We start from the raw sequence: 26,677 nt of genomic DNA, 5'->3' as shown, positions 1-26,677 counted from the left end.
TTTGTATTACTGCAGATGATGTGGAGATACTTTCCATCTATTTTTCTACTAAACATAATGGAATTTTTAAATGATATCTTCCTCTACAAAAAATCCTCTAGAAGATAAGCTAAGGAACAATAAAGATCAACTAATGTAGTTCTGTCTTCTTCTTTTCTCCATAACTGCTGAGAGATGAAGATTTTCTATTTTATTTAAATCCTTAAGTGAATATTTCGTATTGACATGACATATGAAATCATATATGATTTAATTGTTCAGAAAATTATCAGTTATTAAATTTATCCCACATCTTTGAACGGTAATCCTCCTAATGGTTTACAATATTTCAGAGAGGATTTCCACAATACTAAATGATGCTATACCTTACTAAAATATGAGTTGGAGGTAATCAAATGGCTTTTGAAGAGGCAAAAGAACGATTCCGAGGCTCGATTGCACCTGTGATCACCCCATTTAATGAGGATGAGTCCATTGATTTTGAAAAATTTAAGGAATTGATTAATTGGCAAATTGCTAGTGGGAGTCATGGCATATCCGTAACAGGAACTTCTGGTGAACCTAGCTCGATGTCAATTGAAGAACGAATTCAAGTAATGGAAACAGCTTGCAAAACAGTTAACGGAAGAGTTCCATTTATCCCAGGAACCGGATCAACTAACCACCAAGAAACACTCCGCATGACAAAGGCTGCACAAGAAATGGGAGCAGATGCTGCAATGGTCATTGTTCCTTACTACAACAAACCAAACCAACACGCATTATACCAACACTTTAAACAGGTTGCAGATTCAGTAGACATACCAATTATTTTATACAACATTCCGGGAAGAACAGCAGTAAATTTGGAAGCGTTTACAATTGCTAGATTAGCAGAGGATTGTCCAAATATAATCGGAGTAAAAGAATCCAATAAGGATTTTGAACATGTTAACAAAGTATTGCTGAAATGTGGTAGGAACTTCAATTTATATTCTGGCATTGAGGTTCTTTGTTATCCAATGCTTGCCATTGGTGGAGCGGGACATATTAGTGCAACTGCAAATGTTGCACCACGTGAAGTGGCTGAAGTTTACAATCGCTGGGATAGAGGGGACGTAAAAAGTGCACAAGACCTGCATTACGAATTAATGCCACTAAACGATGTGCTTTTCCGAGATACGAATCCAGCACCAGCTAAAGCAGCGCTTGGCATGATGGGCAAGATTAAACCAATACTAAGAAAGCCACTAGATGTTCCATCACTAGAAATTCAAAACGAAATACGTGAAGTATTGCTAGATTATCAGTTAATTACGGAAGATGTTGAAATCTAAGGAGGGTCAGATTTTGGGAGAAAGGTTAGAGGATGTAAAACTCTACATAAATGGAGAATTTGTTGATGCTGCAAGTGGAGAAACCTTTGAAAATATCAATCCCTTTACAAATGAAGTCACGAACCTTGTGGCAAAAGGATCAAGTCCTGATATCGATAAGGCAGTAGCAGCAGCAAGTGAAGCATTTCAACATGGACCATGGGGCTCTATGAAACTATCTGAAAGAATGAAATATATAGATAGGATAGCTGATTTAATTGAGGAGGAGGCGGAAACGATAGCGCATCTTGAGTCACTTGATTCAGGATTACCCATCAGCCAAACACGTAAAATGGCGGCTAGAGGTGCAGAGAATTTCCGTTTTTACTCCCGAGTGGTGCAAGCAAGAATGCATGGAGATGCTTATCAGGTTGATGACGAGTTCATGAATTATACCGTCTACCAACCACTAGGTGTTGTGGGACTGATTACCCCATGGAATGCTCCGTTTATGTTACTGACATGGAAGGTGGCACCAGCACTAGCTACAGGAAATACTGTAGTGCTGAAGCCAGCAGAGCTATCCCCATTATCCGCAAATATTTTAGCAAGCGTTATACAAAAAGCAAAATTACCAAAGGGTGTTTTCAATGTTGTGCATGGTTTTGGAGAAACAGCAGGAGAAGCACTTGTAAAGCATGCTACAGTCAAAGCGATCTCCTTTACTGGGGAAACAACTACGGGAAAACGGATTATCAAGAATGCTGCTGATTCGTTAAAGAAAACCTCGATGGAACTAGGTGGTAAATCTCCTTTGATCATCTTTGAGGATGCGGATTTTGAGAAAGCACTGGATGCGGCTATTTGGGGGATTTTCTCTTTTAATGGAGAACGTTGCACTGCGAATTCAAGAGTTTTTATTCATAAAAGTTTAAAAGAAAAATTTACTACTGCTTTAAAAGAAAGAGTCCAAAACATCATTGTAGGAGATCCAAAGGACAATAGGACCGAACTTGGTCCACTAATCGATAAAGGACATTTTCAAAAGGTCACGAGCTATATTGAACTAGCCAAGGAAGAAGGCTGTGAGGTGTATCAGGGTACAGTTCCACCAGTTTTCAAATCTGGAAATTATGTACCACCGACTCTATTATTAAATGCCAAAAATGAGATGCGGGTATGCCAGGAGGAAATCTTTGGACCGGTCATGGCAGTCATTGAATTTGAAACAGAAGAAGAAGTTGTTCATATAGCGAATGACGTAGATTATGGTCTAGCGGGATATGTTTGGACAAATGATATTAAGCGAGCACATCGGGTAGCACAAGCAATTGATTCAGGAATGATTTGGGTCAATTCCCAAAATGTTCGTGACTTACGTATTCCATTTGGCGGAATGAAGGCTAGTGGAATTGGACGTGAAGGTGGACATTTCGCCATCTTTGAATTTTATACAGAGCCAAAAGCAATCCATATCGCAATAGGAGACCATCATATTCCGAAATTTGGTAAAGGGAAATAAGGAGGGAATTATTAGATGCCAGCGAAAACAGGAAAAGAGTATATCGAAGGATTAAAAAAAGCAAATAATAATATTTATATTCATGGGGAAAGAGTTGACGATGTTACAGAACATCCTGCATTTAAAAATGTCATTAAATCAATGGCAAACTTATATGATTTACAGTACGAAAAGCCTGAGAAAATGCTTTATACATCACCGACCACAGGTAATAAGGTTGGGATGACCTTTCTACAGCCGAGGACGATAGAGGATTTGATAGCTCGCAGAGAAGCAACCCAAGAATGGGCAAAAACATCAGGGGGAATGATGGGACGCTCACCAGATTATTTAAATGCCGAAGTAATGGCAATGGGCGTTAATAATAGCCTTTTTGCAGAAGGTGACCCACGCTTTGCCGAGAATGCACGTAATTATTATGAATATGCTCGTGAAAATGATATTAGTCTAACACATACACTAATCCACCCACAGGTAAATCGTGCTAAAATGCAGCACCAGCAAAAGGATGCGAATGTTGCACTTCATTTAGTGGAGGAGCGTTCGGACGGAATTATTGTCGATGGGATTAGGTTGCTAGCTACACAGGGTGGAATCACAGATGAAATCTTGGTTTTCCCATCTACTGTGAAGAAGGCAGGAGAGCTAGACGATCCATATTCCCTAGCATTTGCCATACCGAATAATACTCCTGGTCTTAAGTTCATTAGTCGTGAATCCTTTGATTATGGAAAAAATGAATGGGATCACCCACTAGGAGCTAGATTTGAAGAGGGAGATGCCATCGTATCGTTTGAAAATGTATTTGTCCCTTGGGAACGAGTTTTCGTATGTGGGAACTCTTCAGTATGTAATCGTACGTTTAAGGAAACAAATGCGGTGGTTCATATGTCTCACCAGGTTGTGGCGAAAAATATCGTGAAAACAGAATTTGTATTGGGTGTTGCACTTAGTGTAATGGATGCAATCGGAATTGATGGGTTCCAGCATGTTCAGGACAAAGGAACAGAAATCATGCTTACCCTTGAAACTATGAAATCACATTTATATCGTGCCGAGCATAATGCTAAGCTAGATAATTCTGGAACGATGACACCAGATTTTGCTGCTTTAGATGCTGCGCGTAATTGGTATCCAAGAATTTATCCTAGATTGACTGAGATTATTCGTATATTGGGAGCTTCCGGGTTAATGGGAATCCCAACAGAAGCAGATTTCCACCATGATGAAATTGGTCCAATTATCCACCGTGGATTACAGGGTAAAAATTTAGAAGGTTACGAACGGGTACAGCTATTCCGTCTAGCGTGGGACCTAACATTGAGTGCCTTCGGTAGCAGACAAACACATTACGAATATTACTTCTTTGGTGATCCAATTCGTATGGGGATGACATATTTTGAAAACTATGATAAAGAGCCATTTAGAAACTATATTCAAGATTTTTTAAAAAAGTCTAGTAGTGTAAAGGCCTAAAGGGGGAGAATGGTTTGAATTATAATGTCATTCGCTGTGCAAGGTCTGTTCTATTAGTTACCAATTTAGAAGCATCAAGAAAGTTTTATGTTGATGCATTGGGCTTTATCGAAACAGAGTCAGATGAAAATCATATCTATTTACGTGGCTTAGAAGAACATAATCACCACAGTCTAGTTTTGAAAAAGGCGGATAAAGCTGCAGTAGAGGTATTAGGTTATAAGGTTTCTTCAGAAGCTGATTTAGATTCGTTAGCAATCATGTTTGAAAAAGAAGGATACTCGATTAAATGGGTTGAAAAAGGAGAGCAGCATGCGTTAGGTCGTTCCTTACGAGTAAATGACCTGTCTGGTTTACCATTGGAATTTTTCGCGGAGATGGATACAGTTGAAAGACTCCTCCAACGATATGATTTGTACAAAGGCTCTAGAATGCAACGAATTGATCATTTTAACTGTGCAGTATCAGATGTAGAGGCAGCATATAAATTTTATAAAGAAAATCTAGGCTTTGCTTGTTCAGAATACACGGACACTCCAGAAGGTAATATATGGGCAGCATGGTTACATCGTAAACAGAATGTTCATGATGTCGCGTTTATGAATAGTAAAGGACCTAGATTACACCATATTGGTTTCTGGCTACCGGATCAATTATCACTGATTCATACTTGTGATGTACTGGCGGCAATGGGCTATGGTGAAGCAATAGAGAGGGGTCCCGGTAGACATGGATTGTCCAATGCCTTCTTTCTTTATTTACGGGATCCAGATGGACACCGAATCGAATTATATAGTGGGGATTATTTAACAAGTGATCCTGACTTCGAACCAATTCGTTGGGATATTAATGATCCAATGCGCCAAACTTTTTGGGGACATGAAGCACCAGATAAATGGTTTACCGAAGCATCGCCTGTTTTAAATGTTCACACAGGAAAAGAGATGGAAATACTACCTGCAAAGTTAGAGCAGCATAAACCTACCTTTGTGATTTGATTGCCAACCAAAATATAGAAAAAAGGAGGCAGGTAAATGGATGATCGTATTTTCCGTAACGCAATGGGAAAATTCGCTACGGGCGTTACGGTGGTTACGACCAAGCTAGGCGAAGAAATTCACGGTATGACTGCAAATGCTTTTATGTCTGTTTCCTTAGACCCAAAACTAGTATTAGTGTCAGTAGATCATAGAGCAACCATGAAACGTTATATAGAAAACTCCGGTAAATTTGCGATTAGTTTTTTAAATCAGGAACAAAGAGATTTATCGGCATATTTTGCTGGTCAGATTAACGAAACACGTGAAATAGATTTTTACTGGTTACAGGAAATGCCAACGATAAAGGATGCACTTGTCAATATCGTTTGTGATCTACATGAAGCAATAGATGCTGGGGATCATACCCTATTCATTGGAAAAGTAATCGATTTAGAAATACGAGATGGGGACCCACTCACATTTTTTCAAGGAAAATATCGAGAGCTGGGGAATAGTGAACGGGTTAATTAGTCTTACTTGGTAAGGTTAAACGGTGAAGCGCTTTTGTCGTATTGTCATATAGACAGCAAAAGTTAATTTTTTCAAACTGATTGGGGGTTGGACCATGAAACAGCAATTAGATAAGTCAACTCATTTAACAATGGATATTTTTGAAAAAATAAGTGGACATGAGCAAGTTGTATTTTGTAATGATCCTACAACAGGACTACAAGCAATTATAGCCATCCACAATACAACTCTAGGACCTGCGCTAGGGGGCACGAGAATGTATCCATATGCTAGTTTAGAAGATGCATTAAATGATGTTCTTCGACTTTCGGAAGGTATGACATACAAATGTGCTGCAGCAGATATTGATTTTGGTGGAGGAAAAGGAGTTATTATTGGTGACCCAAAAACAGATAAGTCACCAGCCCTATTCAGGGCTTATGGACAGTTCGTAGACTCGCTAAACGGTAGATTCTTTACTGGTACAGACATGGGAACGACAATGGATGACTTTGTACAGGCATCAAAGGAAACAAATTTTATAAATGGAATTCCCGAGGAGTTTGGCGGTGGTGGTGATTCATCAATACCAACTGCACAGGGAGTTATTTATGCGCTACAGGCTACAAATCAATATTTATTTGGTGATAAGGATCTCGCTAGTAAAACTTACGCAATTCAAGGTCTAGGTAAGGTAGGCTTCAAGGTGGCAGAGCATTTATTACAAGTAGGTGCTAATTTAATAGTAACCGATATTTCGGATGAGACACTTACAGCTATCCAAGATATGGCAAATAGTTCTAAAGGAAATGTAACCGTTGTAGATAGTGAAGCTATCTATGCAGTTGCAGCAGATATTTTTATTCCATGTGCCATGGGTGGTATTTTGAATGATGAAACTATTGCAAAGCTCCAGGCAAAAGCTATTGTTGGGTCAGCTAATAACCAACTAAAGTCAGACCAGCATGCGAAGCTCTTACATGAAAAAGGAATATTGTATGCACCTGATTATATTGTCAATGCTGGAGGACTCATACAGGTTGCGGATGAACTCTACGGTCCAAATAAAGCTAGAGTCTTATTAAAAACGAAAGCAATCTATAACTCTATTTTAGAGATTTATAAGCAGTCAGAGCTGGATGCCATTACAACATTAGAGGCAGCCAATCGCAAGTGTCAACAACAATTAGAGGAACAACGTGTCCGTAATAATTTTTATAAGAGACACAAAAGCCCGAAGTGGACATTTATAAAAGAGGTGTAACCATGGTCGAGGTAAAATTCCATGATATTGGGGAAGGAATGACGGAGGGGGAGGTAGTTAGCTATTTAGTGAAGGTTGGCGATTCGGTTAAGGTTGACCAGCCTCTTGTGGAAATGCAGACTGACAAAATGGTAGCTGAAATTCCCTCGCCAACAGCGGGAATAGTTAAAAAGATTCATTTTTCTGAAGGAAGCACAATATCCATTGGGCAGGTGATTCTAGAGATAGATGATGGTAAAGAAGAAAGCTTATCCTCTAGTCCAGAAAAGGAGGTTTCTGCAGGATTATTAACCCCTGAGAAGAAGGAAGTACAGCCTCATTCTCAGACTACTAAAATCCCACCTAAAAGGGTGATTGCAGCACCGCATACGAGAAGGATTGCTAGAGAGCATGATGTTAATATCGAGCAAGTAGTTGGTTCAGGCCCAGCTGGTAGAGTGACGGATGAAGATATTTTCCGGGTTGTACGTGAACGGGAGGAAAAGGTAGATACTCGTTTTGTAGAAATGGAAAGTTCACCGTTATTGAGATCAACAGATGAAAAAGTGATAGCCGACCATACTGTACCTTTTTCTGGCATTCGTAAACAAATAGCGATAAAGATGACAGAATCATTGGCTAGAATCCCACATGTCACCCATTTTGATGAAGTGGATTTAACGAATTTACTAGAGCTACGTGAAGAATTGAGAGAGGCAGGAGAAAATGTATCGGTAGTGGCATTTTTCTTGAAGGCAATTGCAATTACCTTGAAAGAATTTCCATTATTCAACGCCCAATTAGATGAAGAAAAAAATTTAATTCGTCTTTTAAAAGATTATCATATTGGACTTGCGACAAATACAGACAAAGGGTTACTAGTTCCTGTCCTGCGGGAAGTTGATAAGAAGTCAATAAAAGATATACATGAAGAAATGAAAACATTAACGAAAAAGGCACAGGAGCATAAATTATCGGTAGGTGAGATGAAGGGTGGGACATTTACCATCAGTAATGTTGGCCCACTTGGTGGAATAGCTGCAACACCAATTATTAATCATCCACAAACGAGCATTATTGCATTTCATAAAACAAAACGTACGCCAGTAGTCACAGAAAATGATGAAATTGCTATTCGTTCCATTATGACCATGTCATTATCCTTTGATCACCGAATCATTGATGGTGCAGATGCGGTAATGTTCACCAATCGCTTTATAGCATTAATGGAACAACCCAAAACAATATTATTGTATTTGCGTTAATAGGCACGGGTAGTTGCACCAAGATTGGTTCTGCTGCCCGTTGTGTTATGAATAAAGTGATAAAGTAACAAACAATGATGTCATCAAAAAGGGGTGAATGCTTTCATGCTGTATCCAGCAAAAGCAAGATTTTCATCAACATCCGGCTTGGAAAATATTTTGATAGGTCACTCCCATATCGAATGGAAGGGAGAAAAATTTACAGAAGATGCTTTTTCTTGGCAATCACCAGTGCTTGGGACCGTTTATGGCTGTTTATTCAATTTTCAGGATCAAGTAGAGACATTAGCCAACCAATTTACTCAATCTCCGTACCAAAAGCCTCCAATGAGGCCGGTTTTATATATCAAACCAAGAAACACCATGAATGCACATTTAAAGGAGGTTGCGATACCTACAGGGGAAAATATGGTGGAAATTAATGCTACGCTAGGTGTTGTCATTGGAAAAACAGCGACAAATGTTAAAGAAGCCGATGCATTCGATTATATAGAAGGGTATACGATTGTAAGTGATGTTTCCCTTCCACATGATAATTTCTATCGCCCAGCTATCAAACAAAAAGCACGTGATGGTTTTTGCCCGATTGGTCCATGGGTTGTATCAAAAAAACATGTTTCAAATCCGGATAACTTAACTATCTGGACCTTTAAGAACGATGAATTGATTCATATAAATAGTACAAAGGATTTAATTCGTTCCATTCCTCAGCTCATTCAGGATGTTACAGAATTTATGACATTATCTAAGGGTGATGTTCTACTAGTTGGTGTTCCAAATAACCCACCTACAGCAAGTGCTGGCGACACGATTCGGATAGAAATAGACAGGATTGGGAGTCTGGAAAATCGCTTTGTCTATGAAAATGTCCATATTGCTGGAGGTGATAAGGTATGAAGCGGGCACGAATCGCTTTCCTTGGAGCGATCCATGATGCAATGGAAGAGAATGGGCAATTGAAGCTATCAGATGGTCGCTTCGTTGACCAAAGCGAAGTAGTTTGGTTACCACCAGTTGAAGCAGGTACCATTTTTGCACTCGGACTAAATTATGCTGATCATGCAAGTGAAATTAGCTTTCAAGCACCAGAAGAACCGTTAGTGTTTTTAAAGGGACCGAATACATTAATTGGGCATAATGGCCAGACTCGTAGACCAATTGGTGTTGAAATCATGCATTATGAGTGTGAATTAGCCGTTGTAATCGGGAAAAAAGCGCGTTCTGTTAAACGAGAGGATGCGTATGAGTATGTAGCTGGATATACCGTAGCAAATGATTATGCAATACGGGATTATCTGGAAAACTATTATCGCCCAAATTTAGTAGTGAAGAACCGTGATACACTGACTCCAATTGGTCCCTGGTTTGTTGAAAAAGAAGATATTACTGATCCAATGAACTTAAGGCTCTATACGTATGTTAATGGAGATTTAAAGCAAGAAGGTACGACCAAGGATATGGTGTTTGATATTCCGTTTTTAATTGAGTACTTAAGTAGTTTTATGACGTTGAATGAAAATGACATCATTTTAACCGGGACACCAAAGGGGACGGTGAATGTGGTTGAGGGTGATGAGGTCATCGTAGGTATAGAGGGAATAGGAGAATTAAGGAATACAATCGTAGGAGACACTGAATTTTCACGTTGAGGGGTGAAATAATGCCACATGTTACAGTTGAATATACGGATAATCTTCGTGATGATGGTGATATAAAGGGACTCTTACTGAAAATAAATGAGACGCTTATTGCAGAAGGAGATGCTTTTCCAATTGGCGGAATTCGCTCTCGGGCAATTGAATTAAAGGACTATGTTATTGCAGACGGTACAGGTGGTAATGATGATGCCTTTGTTCATGTTACTTTAAAAATAGGAAGCGGACGTCCTAATGAGGTGAAGATGGCTGCTTGTGATTCCTTATTTCGTGTGCTGGAAGAGCACTTCGAAAAGCATTTTGCTGAGCGTAATATAGCGATATCATTAGAACTTTTTGAGTTCATGTACCCAACATATAAAAAGAATAATATTCATCGAAGGTATCAGTAGGATAATAGATATGAATAAATAGAACCTAGGGGCAGTAGATACATTGGAAGATTCTACGCCCCTTTTTTACGGGTTATTTGTATTAAAGAAATACTTTACGTTAAAAAACTAAGTTATCTACTTATTTTGCCATTCTAAGACTAAAATGGTTTATAAGGACTATTAATTCTTTGACAAAGTATTGGTTATTCAACGATCACACCTGCTTGTTGAATAACCAATGTCTATTAGCCGAGGTGAAACGTCTGATAAAATAGCTGTTCGACCCATTACTAATGAATGTGCATTTTACTTTCTCATAATATGAGTTTAAATAAAGTTCAGATTTTTACGATATCGTCAATCTGTATGATACAATTTTTTATAAACAGAATTACAAAGCAGGTGAATTCTTGAGAAAATCAAAGTTATTAATGGAAGTTCCAAACGGCGTTTTTTTACTCAAAAAGGATTTTGATCAGGAAAGTAACTGGCGATCAGATAATTGTTATAAATTTATTTATTCCTTAAATGGAGCGATGACTTATCAAACGAATCGAAATCAGTTAATCCTGTATGAGCAACAATTTATTTTGTTTAATCCACAAGATGAACATAAACAGTTAGCAGTAGATGATAAGAAATTTCTGATTGAATTAAATCCGTCATTTTTGAACGAGATTGCTAGATTTCTATCTCCGATGCACTACTACGATATTCAATTTGCTTCATTTGTACAGAAATATCCTCAGCTAACAAACTGGGTCCAGTTTGTTTTGCAGTATGTACAACTTGAACAAGATGAGATTACTGAATCAACGGAAATTTTTCTTGAACACAGTATTACGCAATTAGCATTAATACTTGTAAAAAGTGCTGTTGGAACACATACAAACGACATAAATATACATACCCATAAAACGATTCATCCTGAGCTGTATAAAACCATATCGGCAATGAAAGAAAATTTTCAGCATGCATGGACATTAGATGAAATGGCGAATGTTTCTAGACTAAGTAAATATCAATTTGCTCATTATTTTAAAGAAATTATTGGGATTTCACCATATTCTTGGTTGCAGATATATCGCATCATTCGTAGTCAAGAAATGCTTAAAAACACGGATAAAACTATATTAAATATCGCGATGGAATGTGGATTTTCTTCTGTTGCAATTTACAATCAACTATTTAAGCGTTTATATGGCATCACTCCAGGTTTGTTTCGAAGGATGGTTAGAAGGTAAACGCCAGAGCTAACAATCATCATTAGTCCACATATCAAAAATAAGATATGGGTGGATACGAATGAAGAAATAAATCCGAAGATTCCAAGAGAAATGGCATTGGATAAATATAGAAGAAATGCATTGAAACTAAAGCCTCTCCCCAATTTATTTGTTGGCAGGTATTGTTGTAATAAGTATACCCTAGCTAAGCCAGATATTGGCAAGCCAATTGCAGTAACTAACACTCCGATAAAATATAGTGGGGTGTTAGTTGCTAGACCCAAAATAAAGATACCCAATCCCCAAATAAGTGATCCAATCAAATAAATCTTCATATTCAGCTTTTTCCACATTATTGGAACCAGTAAATTTATTGCTATGACTGCAGCACCGTACCAGCCTAATAGAATACTGTACAGTTCTTCTCCGTTCGGTCTTGTTTCCATCAGCTGTAATAATAGACCAACTTGCCATACCCATGTGTTAAAAAATACGATTATTACTGTTACAATAAACAATGTTCGGATTGTGACTTGTCTGTACGCCCAAACAGCAAAATCTCTTATTGAACTAATTATATCCGTTGTTTTTATTCTGGAAATTTCACTGTCTTTTTCTTGAAGACGGATTTTATAAATAAGGATTGCACTTATTAGATATGTAAACGCATCGAGAGTAAAAAAATGTATGATGCCAATCGTATTCATTAATCCAACACTAGCTATCGGACCTAGTACGGTCACCCCTCTTGTAACGGTATCAAGGAAGCTATTAACTGTAGTTCTTTCTTCCTCCTTAGTAATAACCGGTAGAATTGCTCGATGAGCTGGGTTGAAAAAACATCCTAAACATTGAATGATAAAGCTTACAATAATTAGATGCCAGTAGTTCAATAGTTCAAATTGATGTAATGCGACTAGTGATAAGATAAGCGGTACACTGATAAGATCAATTTTTATCAACAGCTTCTTTTTATCTACCGAATCAGCAATGACGCCACCAACTAATCCAAATAAGAGATATGGTAGTACCTGTGAAATAGCAACACCTGTTGTGTGTAGGGTTGATTCCGTCATCTCATAAGCTAAAAATAAGAAAGCAAGTCCTGTTATAACATTACCTAAATTAGATGCTCCCGCTCCTAGTAAGTAGAATAGAACATTCTTATTATTTTTTAGAACATTCAAGTACATATGATTTCACCTCACTTAAAGATTACTAAATTAGTGAGTTTATTTTCTTCTAGATTCTTGCGGACTTTATTAACAAGATTATATAGCTTTGGAATAGGACTTTATTAAAAACACCTTCCTAATCTTCTTTTTACATTACATATAAAGAATCCATTTTGAAAAAAATAAATCAAAACGGATCCTAATCCAGCAGATATAGGTTTGGGTTATGTAAGAGGTTTGAACATTTCAGTAATCCCTTTATGCAAAGGAACCGTTCCTCTAACTTTTTTTACTTTATTAATGTTACTTCTTTTGGCAAAGTACCTTCGTGTATCCAAGTTTTTATCAATTGGTTAAAGAAATCAGGATTCACCAAAGATATTCCGTGGCCAACCTTAGGGATAATTATTCCAGTGCAATTTGAATTATTTGCAACTATATCTATTGCTGATTTTTTCATTATTGATTTTTCTTTTTTCCCAACAGTAACGAGTATTTTACTTTTTGATTTCTTAAAAGCTTCGGGTATTTTAAATGACATATTTTCCTTTAATATTCTAATCAGTGTATCTGATTTCATTTGTGAGCTTTCCTTAAAATATGTATCAAAGTATTCCTGTCCGATATATAGTGTTTTCGCTTGAAGTTTTGAAAAGAATTTATTTTTAACTAATGGAAAGGACAATTTTATCATCGGTCTTATCATTTTTCTAATTATTGAGTTGGGTCTTACTAATGCACTGTTAATAATGGCATAATCAATTAAATTGGAATTTAGGCTCAGCATTTTTATAGCAACCTGTGCCCCTAGTGAGAACCCAATAACAATTACCTTTTTACCGTTTGCTTCCTTCTCTATTATCTCATTAACTTTTTCGGCACTAAACTGAATGGAGAACTCCTCTGTATCTGTACTTGCTCCTTGTTCTGGTAGATCTATGGTAATACAATGATAATTACTGAAATATTGAACTTGCTTATCCCACATCCAGCTGCTTACTCCACCCCCGTGTAAAAACACCATCAATGGAGCATTCTTATCTCCATACACTTGATAATTTAAACTCAAACCATCCACCCTCTTTTTAGTTAAGTTATTAAGAAAACGGCGTCGTTCGTTATAAGTACATGGTTTCACATACTACCTTTATGTTAGCATAAAAATCGAAATAAACTGATATTAAAAAGGAGAAAAGAGATATAATCTCTTAAATTAACCCAAAACAACGCACTTTCAAATATAATACGTCTTTTCAAAACAACTTACTTACAGCAAAAGTCGATCTATCTTAAATAGTAAAAAGGACTACCTATTAGATAGCCCTTCATAATTTTATATACCTTCTCCATGCTTATATTAAGAATTTCTTTGTTCTACTTTATCACTACTAAATTATTAAAATTGGAAAATGAGTTTAAAGCTATTCTCAAGCGAATAAAGCTTTTTTACTTTATGATGCTACAGCGAGACTATAACTAGATTCTCGATTTTTCGAAACATGAGGAATCCATTTTCTAGATTGTTACCATATAATAATACTTTGATAATGGAACATTATTATAACTTTTCTAAAACAAATTCAAAACCCCAATGGTAATTAACAATACTGGTGGTAAAAAGTTCATTCGTTCCAGGCGTTTATTTTTTGATAATACGATTCCTATTCTTATACCAAAATGAACAAATAGTCCACTCATTAACGCGATTAAGAGTGGGGTAAGAATCACGGAATAACCCAAAATGGCAGCACCTATTCCCGCACCAAATGCATCTAATGCTAGAGCAGTGCCAAGTAAAACTGCTTCACCAATGGATATCGTTCCAGAAAGGTCAAGATCTGCTTTATCAGGTGTAGCTATAACGGTGCGAAATCGATGGAAGTTGTTCGGTGATGAGGCTTGATTTGTTTTCCCATCATCTTTTTTTAGTTGACTTCGAATAGCGTTAATTAAGGAGAATACTCCAATAAATATTAGAATTGCTGCTCCAATAGTTTTCGCGAAGTGTATGGATAAATAGGAACTTATCACATTTCCAAGAAGCATGGAAAAAAGAACAACTACTCCTGAACATAGCATAATGATTGAAAGTGCATTTCGTGGTACTAGTATCTTACGCATTCCATAGGAAACGCCAACACCAAAACCATCTAAGCTTACAGCAATGACTAGGAATAATAATCCTGTATAGTATAGCATATCACCATATCCTTTACTTAGCAGATGGAACATCGTTTTCACCTGCATTAGTGTAACCTAGTCTTCGCTTCATGCGATGTATTACTAGGTATTCTATCTGTAGGTTATATTATGGGATTTAGTGATGTTGTGTGCTACAAAGGGCAAGCCCTTCGAAATATGGTATAGTAAGGAATAGATGTTTTTAGAAAGGATTATGCATATGAGTAAAACATTAGTTCTAGCAGAAAAACCTTCCGTAGGTCGTGATATAGCACGAGTTCTTAATTGTTCTAAAAAAGGAAATGGCTTTATGGAAGGTTCGAAATATATCGTGACCTGGGCACTTGGTCACTTGATTACGCTTGCGGACCCAGAAGCATATGATGATAAATACAAACAGTGGCGCCTAGAGGACTTACCAATGCTTCCTGCCCCTTTAAAACTTATTGTCATGAAGCAAACTGGAAAGCAATTTAGTGCGGTAAAAACACAGCTTAATCGAAAAGATGTAGGGGAAATTGTTATTGCTACAGATGCTGGCCGTGAGGGGGAGCTTGTGGCAAGATGGATTATTGAAAAAGCTCGGATTAATAAGCCTATTAAACGACTTTGGATTTCGTCTGTCACAGATAAAGCAATACGTGATGGGTTTAAGCAGTTAAAGCCAGGTAAAAACTATGAAAATTTATATGCCTCTGCTGTTGCTCGTTCCGAAGCCGATTGGTATGTAGGACTGAATGCTACACGCGCACTTACAACAAAATTTAATGCCCAGCTATCTAGTGGACGTGTCCAAACACCAACATTAGCAATGGTCGCTGCAAGAGAAAAGGAAATACAAGAATTTAAAGCCCAAACATTTTACGGAATAGTAGCAAAGACTAAAAGCGGTATTACATTTACATGGCAGGATAACAAAAACAACTCGAGGATTTTTTCTAAAGAAAAAGCAGATGGATTACTTGCTAAACTAAGAGACCAGTCGTTAAAAATTATTAAGGTCGATACAACGCTGAAAAAGAAACATTCGCCACAGCTATATGATTTAACTGAATTGCAACGGGATGCAAATCGTATATTTGGCTTTTCTGGGAAACAAACCTTATCGATTATGCAAAAACTCTATGAACGTCATAAGGTTTTAACTTATCCTAGAACGGATTCAAGGGTTATTTCTACTGACATTGTTCCAACATTAACAGATCGTCTAAAGGCATGTGGTGTTGATCAGTATGCTCGATTTGCTAAATTGATCCTGCAAAAGGGCATCGGCAAGCTACCGAAATCTGTTGTTGATAATGCAAAAGTCAGTGATCACCATGCTATTATTCCTACCGAGGAGCCTGTAATTCTGGAGGGTTTGGATGATAAGGAACGAAAAATATATGATCTCGTTGTCAAGCGTTTCTTAGCAGTGTTAATGGAAGCATATGAGTACGATCAGACGACAATTCACGCAAGTATTGGCTCAGAATCCTTTACAGCAAAAGGGAAAATCGTTAAAAAACAAGGCTGGAAAGCTGTCTATGATCGTCATTTCGATGATGAGGAGGAGGTAGACAATCAGCGTTTACCGGTTGTAAAACAGCATGATGTAATGGCAAATATAACAATTAATTTGACAACTGGAGAAACAAAACCTCCAGAACGGTTTACCGAGGGTGCTTTGCTACAAGCAATGGAAAATCCTGTTCGATACATGAATCCAGATGAAAAGCATTTAGCTGGAACCCTGCAAAAAACAGGAGGAATCGGGACGGTAGCAACTCGTGCGGATATTATTGAAAAGCTATTTAATAGTAGCTATATGGAGCTAAAAGGAAAACATATTTTTATTACCTCCAAAGGAAAGCAACTGCTGGATCTTGTACCAGAGGATTTACGGTCCCCGGCTTTAACTGCTGAATGGGAGCAAAAACTTAGTTTAATAGCAGAAGGTAAATTAAATAAAAATCAATTTATTCGCGAAATCAAGGATTATACAAAAGAAGTTGTACAAGAGATTAAAGGAAAAGACAGTAAATTTAAACATGATAATATGACCGGGACAAAATGTCCTGAATGTGGAAAATTAATGCTTGAGGTTAATAATAAGCATGGACGTATGCTTGTCTGCCAGGACCGCTCCTGTGGACATAAGAAAAATATAGCAAGAAAAACAAATGCACGTTGCCCAAATTGCCATAAACGATTAGAATTACGTGGTGAAGGCGAAGGACAATTATTTACTTGCTCCTGTGGCTATCGAGAAAAGCTGTCAACCTTTAACAAGCGAAGAGAACAAGAGAAGAGACATAAGGTTTCTAAAAAGGATGTTCATAAGTATTTAAAAAATCAAGATGATGGATTTGCCAATAATGCTCTTGCAGAAGCTTTAGCCAAGTTTAAAGAAAAGTAAAAGAATGAATTTCTAAAAATCATTAAATAATATAGATATACGAGTTTACCACAGCTTATCTTGCTGTGGTTCTTTTATTTGGAACTAATTTAGGCATAAAACATAAAACTAACGTACAGCATTCATATAAACGTCATTATGGGCAAAGAGAAGAAGAGAAATGAAGCATAGAGCGCTCCTAAGCATTATTTTGAGGAAAAAGAAGAAGAGAAATGAGGTCTAGGGATCTTCTAAGCATCATTTTTGGCAAAGAGAAGAATAGAAATGAAGAATAGAGTATCTCCTAAATACCAATTTGACCAATGTATTGTTGAAAAGGAGACGTAGCAAGGATTAAATCCTACAGTTGTCTAAATCCTTGTTAGTTTCATTCGTTTTTTTTTTGTTAAATAAAGAAGGAGATATGATGAACGAGAAGAATTAATATAGTAGTTAGTAAAAGGGGGAAATTAAATGATAGAAATTAGAGAAGTTAGTCCAGAAATGACCTATGATATAAGGCACCAAATCTTAAGGCCACACTTACCGTATGAGGAAAGTATATATGATACAGATCATGATGAGGGTGCATTTCATTTGGGTGCTTTTTTAAATGATAAATTAATCACAATTGCATCATTTTATAAGGAAAGTTTTCCGGATTTTTCTAGTGAAAAGCAATATCGTTTACGAGCTATGGCCACACTGGACGAACATCGTATGCTTGGAGCAGGTAGAAGAGTCGTTACTTATGCTGAAGAAAAGCTAAGGGATGAAGGGTTTGATTTACTCTGGTGTAATGGAAGAACGACAGTACAAGCATATTATGAAAAGCTGGGCTTTTATGCACATGGTGATGTGTTTCATTATCCACAAATTGGACCTCATATAATTATGTATAAGGAACTTTAGTCTTCTTTATCTTTATGAATTTTCCGTGAAGCAGTTTACTTGAACTTCTACTAGTTGTATCATTAATATGAAGATGTGCCTTGTATTATGGATTAGGGAGGGTTAAAATAGATGGCTTTTGTAATATTAGAACCATGTCAGCAAGAAAAGGCAGCAGAGTGTGTTAGTGTCTGCCCAGTTGATTGTATAGAAGAAGGTCCAGATCAATTCTACATAGATCCAGATATTTGTATTGACTGTGGAGCATGTAAAGCTGCTTGCCCAGTAAATGCAATTGAAGAAGAATATGATTTGACACCTGAACAAGAAGTTTATTTAGAAAAGGCTGAAGAATTCTTCGCCAATCGTTAATCATACACAAAAGTCCCGTTAACATCATAAATGTTAGCGGGACTTTTTATCTTGCATCGTTGTAACAAAAAGCGAAGGGCAAATTTGTAATTTTATTGCCGTAATTTTTTTGAATGAAATATGCAAGGATATAGGAAACCAAGAAACGCTTTTGCGGTACATTATAGAAGTGAAATCTATGAACTATTCTTCCTCAGCCTTTATAGCTAGTTTGCTAGCTATCCATCTTTTAGCCGTTTCTTCATCAACCTCATAAACCTTGCCTGCCCGAAATAATTCACCATGATATGCCGTTTGTACATTCATTTTTACTTTTACCATATCCCTAAACTCCTTCCTATCTCTATTATAAAGAACAAAAAATAGAGATGCCATATTTAAACTACAGAAGATGCCAACCGAATTGAACATTCATTTTTACGGTAAAACGTATGAATAGATGCACTGTAATAGACTAAAATTGCGGAAACCAAGCAAATCTGCCTAATAGAAGTGCCCTAATAGACTAAAAATCGGGGAATAAGGAAAATTAGTCTAATAGAAGCGTTCTAATAGACTAAAAATCGGAAAACAAGGCGAATCAGTCTAATAGAAGCGTTCTAATAGACTAAAAATCGGGAAACAAGGTAAGTCAGTCTAATAGAAGTCATCTAATAGACTAAAAATCGGAAAACAAGGTAAGTCAGTCTAATAGAAGTCATCTAATAGACTAAAAATCGGAAAACAAGGCGAATCAGTCTAATAGAAGCCCGCTAATAGACTAAAAATCGGAGAACAAGTTAAATCAGTCTAATAAAAGTCATCAAATACAGAAAAACTCGGGGAGCACGACTGAAGAGTAGACATTACGAACTACAGACATTTGCCGGTTGCTACAATTTTTGGTATTGGAATATAAATACATGAGCCTGTAAAATATTTATTTTTTGTAAATATGTCAGATTACTAAAAATGCTCATTAATATTCAAAAATGATATACTTTGCTTAAAAGATCCTTTAAGAAAAGGAGCATGAATATGAACAGTCCTCACAAGTTACTTAGTAACCTTAAAGCGTTGGAGGGACCATTTCCGAAATTTGATTATACCAATGTTCCGGAAAGTCCTCATAAGCTTTTTCAAGAATGGTTTCAGATTGCAATAAAAAATGGAGTACATGAACCACATTCCATGACACTTTCTCCTATCAATCGTTTTGGGAATCCTGATGCGCGAGTACTCATTCTAAAAGATATGGATGAAGAAGGGTGGTACTTTGCATCTGGTATTAATAGTGCAAAGGGACAGCAATTAAAGGAGAATCCAAATGTTACATTAACTTTTTATTGGTCCTTGATCGGCAGGCAAGTTCGAATACGTGGTACTGCATCGGAGATAGGAAAAGAGCAAAGTGCTAAAGACTTTTTAGGAAGAGGAGAAACTGCACGAGCCATAGCTCTAATTGGTAAGCAAAGTGAAGTGATGCCTAGCAATGATGATTTTGAGCGATCTTTTCTAGAGAATTATCAGCTTGTCGAAAATAATCCTAATTTAGTAGACCCTAATTGGTGTCTATATCAGGTAACTGCATGTGAGGTGTAATTTTGGCAGGGGGACATAGACAGAAAACATATACGCGTTCTGTATCGAAAGGAAAATAATAATTGGGTCAAAGAACTTCTTTGGCCATAGTCGCTAATAAATAGATGATCTGGTAGGCTGAAGTACTCTTCATCAAGAAACAAACTAACCACCAATCAGGAAAAGAAATTGATAATCCTGTAATAGGTAAGCTTTGGTATGAAATACCAGATGGTTTATCAATTCTATTTTAGAAAAGACAACAGATAAGATTTTAAAATCCTAAATTAAAGGCTACACCTCATCATAAGAAAAATGGATTCCATTTTTATAAAAAAACCGCATGAAGCTAAGTGATAACCAATTTGATTTCATGCGGTTTTTTATTAGTTCTGCAGTTAGCTCTATATTTCTATACCTACTTCTCAGTTGAAAATATGTTTGATATCGCCACCTCAATATCTGTGGTGGGCTGTCTACAGGCGAAATTTTCACAAACATAGATAGTAGTTTTTTCATCTAACTTTTTGTAATCAGTAGCAAATTCTGCAATTTTAGCAAACTGCTCAGGGTTTTCAGCTACCAAAAGTGATATATCTGGTGTAAACTTTTCCTGAATTAATTTTACGACTTCCATGCGAGAATAATCGTTTTCAACAAGAGCTACTACTTCTTTTGTCGGGTTTTCCGTAAGTAATAAACTTTGGAGGAAGAATGCTCCAGCTGAAGGCTGTCGATTAATATCCTCAAAAAATGTATAGTACATTTCCTCTAATTTATCTAAGTAACTCATTTCACCAGTTGTATATCCCAACTGTGCAAGTACTACAGCTGCAACACTATTTCCAGAGGGGATGGCACCGTCATAGATTTCCTTATCATTGGAGATTAGCTTCTCGTTATCTGCACCACTAAAGAAGAATCCGCCATTCTTTTCATCCCAGAATAAACGAATCATTTCGTTAACAAGATGTTTACCCTTTACTAGAAAATCTAAAGAAAAAGTAGCATTATAAAGCTCTAAATACGCCCAACTTAGGTAGGCATAATCACCTAAATAGGCTTTATATTTTGTATCACCTTCACGATATCTCGCCATTATCCTACCTTCTTGAATAAGCCTAGACTCTATAAACTGGATAGCTTTTTTGGCAGATTGTAAATAGCTTTCCTCTTGAAAAACGATGCTAGCCTTGGCTAATGCAGCAACCATCATCGCGTTCCAGGAGGTTAGGATTTTATCATCCACATGAGGATAAATTCTTTCTTCACGTGCCTTCAATAATTTTTCTCTTGCTATTTCAAGCTGTTCCAATAATTCATCCATGGAAAGCTCAAACTCCTCGGCAATAAGTTCAAGCTTCACACCAATTAAATGAGGAATATTTTTTCCTTCAAAATTTCCATAAGGAGTAATACCGTATGCTGTTGCAAAAATCTCCCCTAAGTCCTCATCAAGGATGTCATAAATTTCTTCATTCTCCCAAACATAATATTTTCCTTCCACACCTTCTGAGTCGGCATCGATAGCAGAATAAAAGGCTCCTTCTTTACTGGTCATTTCCCGTTCAACAAATTCTATGATTTGTTTAGCAATTTGCTTATAGAATGGATTTTTTGTGAGCTGATAGCTCTCTGTATAGACCATCAGCAATAGGGCATTGTCATAAAGCATTTTCTCAAAATGCGGAACAAGCCACTTTTCATCGGTTGAATATCGAGCAAAACCAAATCCTACATGGTCATAGATTCCACCTGTAGCCATTTTCTGGAGAGTCCTTTCAACCATTTCTAGAGCAGCAGGTTTGCCAGTGAAATGATAATAACGAAGCAAAAACATTAAATTTTGTGGCTGTGGAAATTTCGGTGCCTCCCAAAAACCACCATATGTATGGTCAAATCCTCTTCCTAATTGTTGGTATGCGTGATCTGTTGTTTCCTTTGTTAAACGGCTTTTGCTTTTTTCTCTAGTGGATTGATCTAATGCTTGTTTAACACTTTGGGTAACTTCGGAAATATGATCTGGATCGGTGGTGTATTTTTGATGTAATTGTTCCAACGATTCCAGTAATCCAGGTCTTCCATATTTACTTTCTTTCGGAAAATAGGTTCCAGCATAAAACGGTACCTTCTCTGGTGTCATAAAAATGGTTAATGGCCATCCACCATGTCCTGTCATCATTTGACACACTTTCATGTATATCGAGTCGATATCAGGGCGTTCTTCACGGTCAACCTTAATAGCAATATAATGGTCGTTTAGAAGCTTAGCGACTTCTTCATCCTCAAAGGATTCATGGGCCATAACGTGGCACCAATGGCAAGTGGAATAGCCAATAGAAAGGAAGATAGGTTTATTCTCTTGTTGTGCCTTTTCAAATGCTTCTTCTCCCCATGGATACCAATTAACTGGATTATGTGCATGTTGAAGTAGGTAGGGGGATTTTTCATTGATTAAATTGTTGGATCTTTGTTTATGACTCATAAGGGCACCATCTTTCCAAAATGTAATTCACCTATTTTACTTTACCACAACTATCCAAATATATGAGGCGATATCATTTTATGTAGTGGAGAACAGAAAAGTTTCTCCTGTTAACTGCCCTTAAATAGTTCTGTTTTACGAATCTTCCTGATCTTGATAATGCAAATCTTTTTTATAGTAATAAGGCCGTATAGTTAGATTACATCGAACACCATTTCTCTGTTTTTAAATCTACTGCTAGTCAGTGAGTGAATATCTAGTACCTTGACCTGGGAGTGAAAGGGAAGCATATTTCCGAAGGGTTTTACATTGTAACTTTTTAATTATATGGGTTATTAACTTGTAGCCTCTACACATTTTTACATGACATATAATGTTTCAATTCCATTTCCCTTAATGTTGTAGGGTATTTAGCAAAATGTAATACGCTTCCATAGCCTCTTGGAAGGCTTCTGTTACTCGAGTTTTATCGACAGTTGTTTCGAATTCTATATTTACTCCAGTAAATAGTTCTCCAAACATCTCAACCTTTTTCATGAATGATTGAACCACTTCTAATTGTCCAATCTTAGGATCCATATATGTATACACCCGAAAAGAATGTTCATTTGCACAGAACTTTTCAAATAAGTCAGCACGTTCCTTATTCTGCTTATCAGCTTTACCTTTCAAATTCTGCATGCTTGTGATCGTGTTTTTTCCCTGTTCTACAATAAGTTCAGCTACATTAGTAGTGTCCATAAAGTTCGGAGCCTTCTTTCTTTAATACTTATGTTGACATTATATCATAGCTGAATCTTAGTATTATCCGTTTTGCCTATAAGCATTATCTCAATAATAAAAAGGTGTCCGCAACATAGGTTACGGACACCAACTAATTTATGCAGTTTGTTCATTCAAGCTATTTTCATTCTTAAATTGTTTCTTATGTTTCCAAACAAAGTAGATTGTTGTAATAATAATGGAACCAGCAATATATGCGAATAATATTCCTGCATTATGCCACATGAATCCATAATCCCCATTTGAGATGACAGCTTTAAATCCTTGTACAGAATACGTCATCGGTAATAATGGGTTAAACCATTGTACGGCTTTCGGAATAACCTCAAGTGGGAATGTGCCAGCACTACTAGTTAATTGCAAAATTAAGATGATGATGGCAACAAATCGACCTGGATTATTACCTAATGTTACTAAGAATTGAATTAATGTTATAAATGTTAGGCTTGTAATTATGGTAAATAGGACAAATAATGGTACACTTTGAACCTCTATATCTAACCCATATAGAATGATAATGTCTGTAAGGATGGCTTGAATAATTCCTACTAACGCCATAACACCGAATTTACTCATAAACCAACTTATTCCGTTGTTAGGAATACCTGCAGTATCATTTAGTGGGAAGATAATTGTTAATAGTAATGCACCGACAAATAGACCTAATGAAATGAAGTATGGTGCAAAACCAGTACCATAATTCGGCACTTTATTAGCATGGTGGATATCTAGTTCCACTGGGCTAGCCATCATGTCATACGTATCTTGATCAGCATCGATAGAGCTAATTTGATCAGCTGCATCACCGAGTTTAGAATGTAATTCATCTGTTCCTTTTTGCAGTTCATTCGTTCCATCTGAAAGCTGTACAGACCCTTCTGCTAGCTTGGCTGAACCGTCAGAGAACTGTGTGGCTCCATCATTTAATTGACTCATGCCAGTCACTAATTGGTTCGTACCATCATCAAGTTTGTTGGCTCCTGCTTTTGCTTCACCTAGCTTTTTAGTGAATAACTCCATATTAGAACCGAATGTTTCTTGCCCGGTACCTAACTTTTGTGCACCGGCATATAAACGATTTAGTCCGGTATTTAATTGTTCTGCCCCGCTTTGAACTTTTTCCTGGCCATTATTAACTGCATGAAGACCACTTGAAAGTTTGTTGAAAACAGGATTAACAGCATCGGCAATTTGTTTTTCCATAGAAGTTGCCGCTAATTGCTTCGTTAATTCTTCTTGGTAATAATCGAAGCCGGCATCAATTTCTGATACGGTTTGCTGTATTCCATTATTGATTCCTGCTTCAAAGCTTGGTTGCAGTGATTGATATAAATTTTGTTGTAAAACTTCTTGTGAAGGAGCGTCTTTGGTTAGGGCAGCTAATATTGCATCCTTGTCCTCAACTCCATAATCAGTTAGAAGTTTATCTAAGGTATTGATTTGCTGTTGTTGACTTTCAACCATGCTCTCTGAAATTTTACTTGCTGTGTTTTGTGCTAAGCCTTCAGTCAATTGAGGCGCGAGTTTGTCAGTTAGTCCAGAATCGATCGATGCATTTAATTGGTTAATGCCTTTGCTCATACCACCGGAAGAACCAGTTAATTGACTACTAAAGCTTTGGGCCAACTGTTTTGGTAGTTGTTTTTGAAATTCCTTTAAACCAGCTTGCACTTCTTTTGTACCATTTACGAGTAGTGGCATATTTTGATTCAATGCTTCAGTTCCATTCTTTGCCTCTGCAATTCCAGAGATAAGTGTTTTGGAACCGGACTGCAAATCCTTAGAACCATTTAATAATTGTCCACTAGCGTCTGTCAATTGGCCTAATCCTGCTGCTAATTCTCCAGAGCCATCATGTAATGCATCAACACCGGATTGAGCGGTTTGAATACCATCCTGAAACTCGATAGACTTCGATGCTAGGACCTCTAAATTACTTTTTAATTCATTAGCACCGTCCTTCAAATCACTAGCCCCTGAATCTAATTTTCCTGAACCATCACTAGCAGCCTGTAAGCCATCCTTCATTTCGAATACCTTTGAAAATAAGGTTTCTGCATATGTTTTTGATACTTCTGTTGCCATTGTTGTTTGGATTTTGCTGATAGCAGTTTCACCAATTTGACTAGCTAGAAAATTATAGCTGTCATTCGAAATGTATTGTAGTTGAAGCTTTTTAGGATTTTTATCTAATAATGTTGTTGCATTTTCGGAAAAGTCTTTAGGAATTTTAATCACCATATAATAGGTTAAGTCATCGAGCCCTTGCATAGCTTCCTTTTCAGAAATTATATGAAAGTCAAAGGCATCACTATCCTCTAAATTCCTAACCAAATTTTTACCTAGTTGTAATTTTACACCTTCTAATGTTGCTCCTTCATCACTATTGACGACTGCAACTGGTAGTTCATCCATTTTCGCGTATGGATCAAGGAAGGACCATAAGAACATACCAGCATAAATTAATGGAACCATCAGAATTGCAATGATTGGGATTAACAATTTCTTATTTTTAGCAATTCGTTGCAACTCTTTACCAAGTAATTTAAAACCATTCATGTATCAAAACTCCTTTGTTGAATTAATGACCATTTTGGTATTTCGGTCATTGACGTGAAAAATAATAGGACTATCAGTTACGTTGATAATCCTGTTCGATCCCGCAAAAATATTAGGATACTGCTAATCCTTTGAAAATATACAAATTCATTAAATCAGCAATTTCTTCTTTTGAAAGGGAAGGATTATTTTTTTCCCAATCAAAGATTAATGCAACATACATTTTCAAAATGATATAGGCTGTGATTTTTGGGTCACATGGGTGAATAAATCCTTTGTTAATTGCTTCTTGGATAATGTGACTGATATAGTTCACAATTGCATCCTCAAAGTATTTTAACGCTTCAACAACTTCAGGCGTGCCAAATTTGCCTTCTTCAAAAAGCTTTATGGCTAGCTGATGTTCCATCCGGTACTCAAGCATTTTGTAGATGGCGCGATGAACAAACTTGTGAAAAGAAATGTTTTTATCGTATGTCTCTTCTGCGGCTGTCTTCATTTCCTTTATTAATTCTTCCATGATAAATTGAAGGAGCTCTTCTTTATTTTTGAAGAATGTATAAATCGTTCCTTTACCAACATTAGCTAATTTAGCGATTTGATCCATCGTTGTTGCCTTGTAGCCAAATAAGGAAAAGGATTTTTCTGCAGCCTCTACAATATTCCTTCTTCGATCGATTTCCACCTTCTCACCACCTCTGATTGACCAAATGAACATTCCAGTCATTTCGTACAGAATATAGATTAC

The 26,677-nt window shown here is 36.8% G+C and carries 23 protein-coding genes and 1 pseudogene; 16 read left to right on the top strand and 8 right to left on the bottom strand.

Translation table 11 applies throughout. From position 1 onward, the window contains the following. Positions 1–395 precede the first annotated feature (395 nt). The 11 genes from hpaI (at position 396) to KI338_RS05730 (ending at position 11,564) form a co-directional block, all read left to right on the top strand. Complete coding sequence (hpaI, locus tag KI338_RS05780; protein WP_212919985.1) at positions 396–1,316, top strand: 2,4-dihydroxyhept-2-ene-1,7-dioic acid aldolase; 921 nt, start codon at positions 396–398, stop codon at positions 1,314–1,316. A 13-nt stretch (positions 1,317–1,329) separates the two neighbouring features. After that, the gene (hpaE, locus tag KI338_RS05775) at positions 1,330–2,817 is read left to right on the top strand and encodes a 5-carboxymethyl-2-hydroxymuconate semialdehyde dehydrogenase (protein ID WP_373306328.1); all 1,488 of its coding nucleotides are present in this window, start codon (positions 1,330–1,332) and stop codon (positions 2,815–2,817) included. Between the two features lie 15 nt (positions 2,818–2,832). Beyond that, entirely contained in the window at positions 2,833–4,293 is a 1,461-nt protein-coding gene (hpaB, locus tag KI338_RS05770) for a 4-hydroxyphenylacetate 3-monooxygenase, oxygenase component (protein WP_212919983.1), read from the top strand. A gap of 14 nt (positions 4,294–4,307) precedes the next feature. After that, positions 4,308–5,291 (top strand): 3,4-dihydroxyphenylacetate 2,3-dioxygenase, encoded by a 984-nt coding sequence (gene hpaD / locus KI338_RS05765; protein ID WP_212919982.1) that lies wholly within the window; start codon positions 4,308–4,310, stop codon positions 5,289–5,291. A 36-nt stretch (positions 5,292–5,327) separates the two neighbouring features. Further along, on the top strand, positions 5,328–5,804 hold the full coding sequence (locus KI338_RS05760) for a flavin reductase family protein (protein WP_212919981.1): 477 nt from the start codon (positions 5,328–5,330) through the stop codon (positions 5,802–5,804). Between the two features lie 94 nt (positions 5,805–5,898). Next, positions 5,899–7,047, top strand: a complete 1,149-nt coding sequence (locus KI338_RS05755) for a Leu/Phe/Val dehydrogenase (protein ID WP_212919980.1) — start codon at positions 5,899–5,901, stop codon at positions 7,045–7,047. Positions 7,048–7,049: 2 nt separating this feature from the next. Continuing rightward, positions 7,050–8,291 carry a dihydrolipoamide acetyltransferase family protein gene (locus KI338_RS05750; RefSeq protein ID WP_212919979.1) on the top strand — a complete coding sequence of 414 codons (1,242 nt, stop codon included), beginning with the start codon at positions 7,050–7,052 and terminating at the stop codon, positions 8,289–8,291. A gap of 105 nt (positions 8,292–8,396) precedes the next feature. Further along, positions 8,397–9,188, top strand: a complete 792-nt coding sequence (locus KI338_RS05745; protein WP_212919978.1) for a fumarylacetoacetate hydrolase family protein — start codon at positions 8,397–8,399, stop codon at positions 9,186–9,188. Continuing rightward, positions 9,185–9,940 carry a fumarylacetoacetate hydrolase family protein gene (locus tag KI338_RS05740; protein ID WP_212919977.1) on the top strand — a complete coding sequence of 252 codons (756 nt, stop codon included), beginning with the start codon at positions 9,185–9,187 and terminating at the stop codon, positions 9,938–9,940. The genes KI338_RS05745 and KI338_RS05740 overlap by 4 nt, the downstream gene beginning before the upstream one ends. Positions 9,941–9,951: 11 nt before the next feature. Next, positions 9,952–10,338, top strand: a complete 387-nt coding sequence (locus KI338_RS05735) for a 5-carboxymethyl-2-hydroxymuconate Delta-isomerase (protein WP_212919976.1) — start codon at positions 9,952–9,954, stop codon at positions 10,336–10,338. Positions 10,339–10,730: 392 nt separating this feature from the next. Next, positions 10,731–11,564: a helix-turn-helix transcriptional regulator gene (locus tag KI338_RS05730; RefSeq protein WP_244853371.1), complete on the top strand. Its 834-nt coding sequence runs from the start codon at positions 10,731–10,733 to the stop codon at positions 11,562–11,564. On the opposite strand, the gene KI338_RS05725 is transcribed toward KI338_RS05730, so the two are convergent. The 3 genes from KI338_RS05725 to ytaF all read right to left on the bottom strand — a co-directional run bounded on the left by KI338_RS05725 (position 11,501) and on the right by ytaF (position 14,953). Beyond that, complete coding sequence (locus KI338_RS05725; protein WP_212919975.1) at positions 11,501–12,739, bottom strand: MFS transporter; 1,239 nt, start codon at positions 12,737–12,739, stop codon at positions 11,501–11,503. The genes KI338_RS05730 and KI338_RS05725 overlap by 64 nt on opposite strands. A gap of 271 nt (positions 12,740–13,010) precedes the next feature. Next, complete coding sequence (locus KI338_RS05720) at positions 13,011–13,790, bottom strand: alpha/beta fold hydrolase (RefSeq protein ID WP_212919974.1); 780 nt, start codon at positions 13,788–13,790, stop codon at positions 13,011–13,013. Positions 13,791–14,290: 500 nt separating this feature from the next. Beyond that, positions 14,291–14,953, bottom strand: coding sequence for a sporulation membrane protein YtaF (ytaF, locus tag KI338_RS05715; RefSeq protein ID WP_244853369.1), 663 nt, complete (start codon positions 14,951–14,953; stop codon positions 14,291–14,293). 169 nt (positions 14,954–15,122) lie between these two features. On the opposite strand from ytaF, the gene KI338_RS05710 reads away from it, so the two are divergent. The 3 genes from KI338_RS05710 (at position 15,123) to KI338_RS05700 (ending at position 18,542) form a co-directional block, all read left to right on the top strand. Then, positions 15,123–17,300 carry a DNA topoisomerase III gene (locus KI338_RS05710; protein WP_212919973.1) on the top strand — a complete coding sequence of 726 codons (2,178 nt, stop codon included), beginning with the start codon at positions 15,123–15,125 and terminating at the stop codon, positions 17,298–17,300. Between the two features lie 453 nt (positions 17,301–17,753). Next, a complete protein-coding gene (locus tag KI338_RS05705; protein WP_212919972.1) occupies positions 17,754–18,191 on the top strand; it encodes a GNAT family N-acetyltransferase in 438 nt (145 codons plus the stop codon). 111 nt (positions 18,192–18,302) lie between these two features. Beyond that, positions 18,303–18,542: a ferredoxin family protein gene (locus KI338_RS05700; RefSeq protein WP_212919971.1), complete on the top strand. Its 240-nt coding sequence runs from the start codon at positions 18,303–18,305 to the stop codon at positions 18,540–18,542. Between the two features lie 183 nt (positions 18,543–18,725). Here the strand turns inward: KI338_RS05700 and KI338_RS05695 are convergent, their stop codons facing one another. After that, positions 18,726–18,863: a hypothetical protein gene (locus KI338_RS05695; protein ID WP_212919970.1), complete on the bottom strand. Its 138-nt coding sequence runs from the start codon at positions 18,861–18,863 to the stop codon at positions 18,726–18,728. 696 nt (positions 18,864–19,559) lie between these two features. Here KI338_RS05695 and KI338_RS05690 point away from each other — a divergent pair. After that, positions 19,560–20,123: a pyridoxine/pyridoxamine 5'-phosphate oxidase gene (locus tag KI338_RS05690; protein WP_244853367.1), complete on the top strand. Its 564-nt coding sequence runs from the start codon at positions 19,560–19,562 to the stop codon at positions 20,121–20,123. Between the two features lie 12 nt (positions 20,124–20,135). Next, a pseudogene (locus KI338_RS17705) lies at positions 20,136–20,213 on the top strand (oxidase); the annotation flags it as partial. A 307-nt stretch (positions 20,214–20,520) separates the two neighbouring features. Here the strand turns inward: KI338_RS17705 and KI338_RS05685 are convergent. From KI338_RS05685 to KI338_RS05670, 4 genes are all read right to left on the bottom strand, one after another. Next, positions 20,521–22,587, bottom strand: coding sequence for a thioredoxin domain-containing protein (locus tag KI338_RS05685; protein ID WP_212919969.1), 2,067 nt, complete (start codon positions 22,585–22,587; stop codon positions 20,521–20,523). Between the two features lie 393 nt (positions 22,588–22,980). Beyond that, positions 22,981–23,328 (bottom strand): hypothetical protein, encoded by a 348-nt coding sequence (locus KI338_RS05680; protein WP_212919968.1) that lies wholly within the window; start codon positions 23,326–23,328, stop codon positions 22,981–22,983. Positions 23,329–23,466: 138 nt separating this feature from the next. Then, positions 23,467–25,929 carry a YhgE/Pip domain-containing protein gene (locus tag KI338_RS05675; RefSeq protein ID WP_212919967.1) on the bottom strand — a complete coding sequence of 821 codons (2,463 nt, stop codon included), beginning with the start codon at positions 25,927–25,929 and terminating at the stop codon, positions 23,467–23,469. A 112-nt stretch (positions 25,930–26,041) separates the two neighbouring features. Further along, positions 26,042–26,614, bottom strand: a complete 573-nt coding sequence (locus KI338_RS05670) for a TetR/AcrR family transcriptional regulator (protein WP_244853365.1) — start codon at positions 26,612–26,614, stop codon at positions 26,042–26,044. Positions 26,615–26,677: the final 63 nt, after the last annotated feature.

Origin of the sequence: Ornithinibacillus bavariensis (genome assembly GCF_018333235.1) — a bacterium.
GTDB lineage: Bacteria > Bacillota > Bacilli > Bacillales > Amphibacillaceae > Ornithinibacillus > Ornithinibacillus bavariensis.
Note: the sequence above shows the minus strand (reverse complement) of the source record. Positions and strands in the feature narration are given on the sequence as shown.

What these genes read in the sequence shown, in the direction of transcription:
- KI338_RS05705 (WP_212919972.1), top strand. Translation starts at nt 17,754, where the DNA reads ATGATAGAAATTAGAGAAGTTAGTCCAGAAATGACCTATGATATAAGG.
- KI338_RS05740 (WP_212919977.1), top strand. Translation starts at nt 9,185, where the DNA reads ATGAAGCGGGCACGAATCGCTTTCCTTGGAGCGATCCATGATGCAATG.
- KI338_RS05695 (WP_212919970.1), bottom strand. Translation starts at nt 18,863, where the DNA reads ATGGTAAAAGTAAAAATGAATGTACAAACGGCATATCATGGTGAATTA.
- KI338_RS05755 (WP_212919980.1), top strand. Translation starts at nt 5,899, where the DNA reads ATGAAACAGCAATTAGATAAGTCAACTCATTTAACAATGGATATTTTT.
- hpaB (WP_212919983.1), top strand. Translation starts at nt 2,833, where the DNA reads ATGCCAGCGAAAACAGGAAAAGAGTATATCGAAGGATTAAAAAAAGCA.
- ytaF (WP_244853369.1), bottom strand. Translation starts at nt 14,953, where the DNA reads ATGTTCCATCTGCTAAGTAAAGGATATGGTGATATGCTATACTATACA.
- hpaI (WP_212919985.1), top strand. Translation starts at nt 396, where the DNA reads ATGGCTTTTGAAGAGGCAAAAGAACGATTCCGAGGCTCGATTGCACCT.
- KI338_RS05725 (WP_212919975.1), bottom strand. Translation starts at nt 12,739, where the DNA reads ATGTACTTGAATGTTCTAAAAAATAATAAGAATGTTCTATTCTACTTA.
- KI338_RS05690 (WP_244853367.1), top strand. Translation starts at nt 19,560, where the DNA reads ATGAACAGTCCTCACAAGTTACTTAGTAACCTTAAAGCGTTGGAGGGA.
- KI338_RS05675 (WP_212919967.1), bottom strand. Translation starts at nt 25,929, where the DNA reads ATGAATGGTTTTAAATTACTTGGTAAAGAGTTGCAACGAATTGCTAAA.
- KI338_RS05685 (WP_212919969.1), bottom strand. Translation starts at nt 22,587, where the DNA reads ATGAGTCATAAACAAAGATCCAACAATTTAATCAATGAAAAATCCCCC.
- KI338_RS05710 (WP_212919973.1), top strand. Translation starts at nt 15,123, where the DNA reads ATGAGTAAAACATTAGTTCTAGCAGAAAAACCTTCCGTAGGTCGTGAT.
- KI338_RS05680 (WP_212919968.1), bottom strand. Translation starts at nt 23,328, where the DNA reads ATGGACACTACTAATGTAGCTGAACTTATTGTAGAACAGGGAAAAAAC.
- KI338_RS05700 (WP_212919971.1), top strand. Translation starts at nt 18,303, where the DNA reads ATGGCTTTTGTAATATTAGAACCATGTCAGCAAGAAAAGGCAGCAGAG.
- KI338_RS05760 (WP_212919981.1), top strand. Translation starts at nt 5,328, where the DNA reads ATGGATGATCGTATTTTCCGTAACGCAATGGGAAAATTCGCTACGGGC.
- KI338_RS05745 (WP_212919978.1), top strand. Translation starts at nt 8,397, where the DNA reads ATGCTGTATCCAGCAAAAGCAAGATTTTCATCAACATCCGGCTTGGAA.
- KI338_RS05750 (WP_212919979.1), top strand. Translation starts at nt 7,050, where the DNA reads ATGGTCGAGGTAAAATTCCATGATATTGGGGAAGGAATGACGGAGGGG.
- KI338_RS05735 (WP_212919976.1), top strand. Translation starts at nt 9,952, where the DNA reads ATGCCACATGTTACAGTTGAATATACGGATAATCTTCGTGATGATGGT.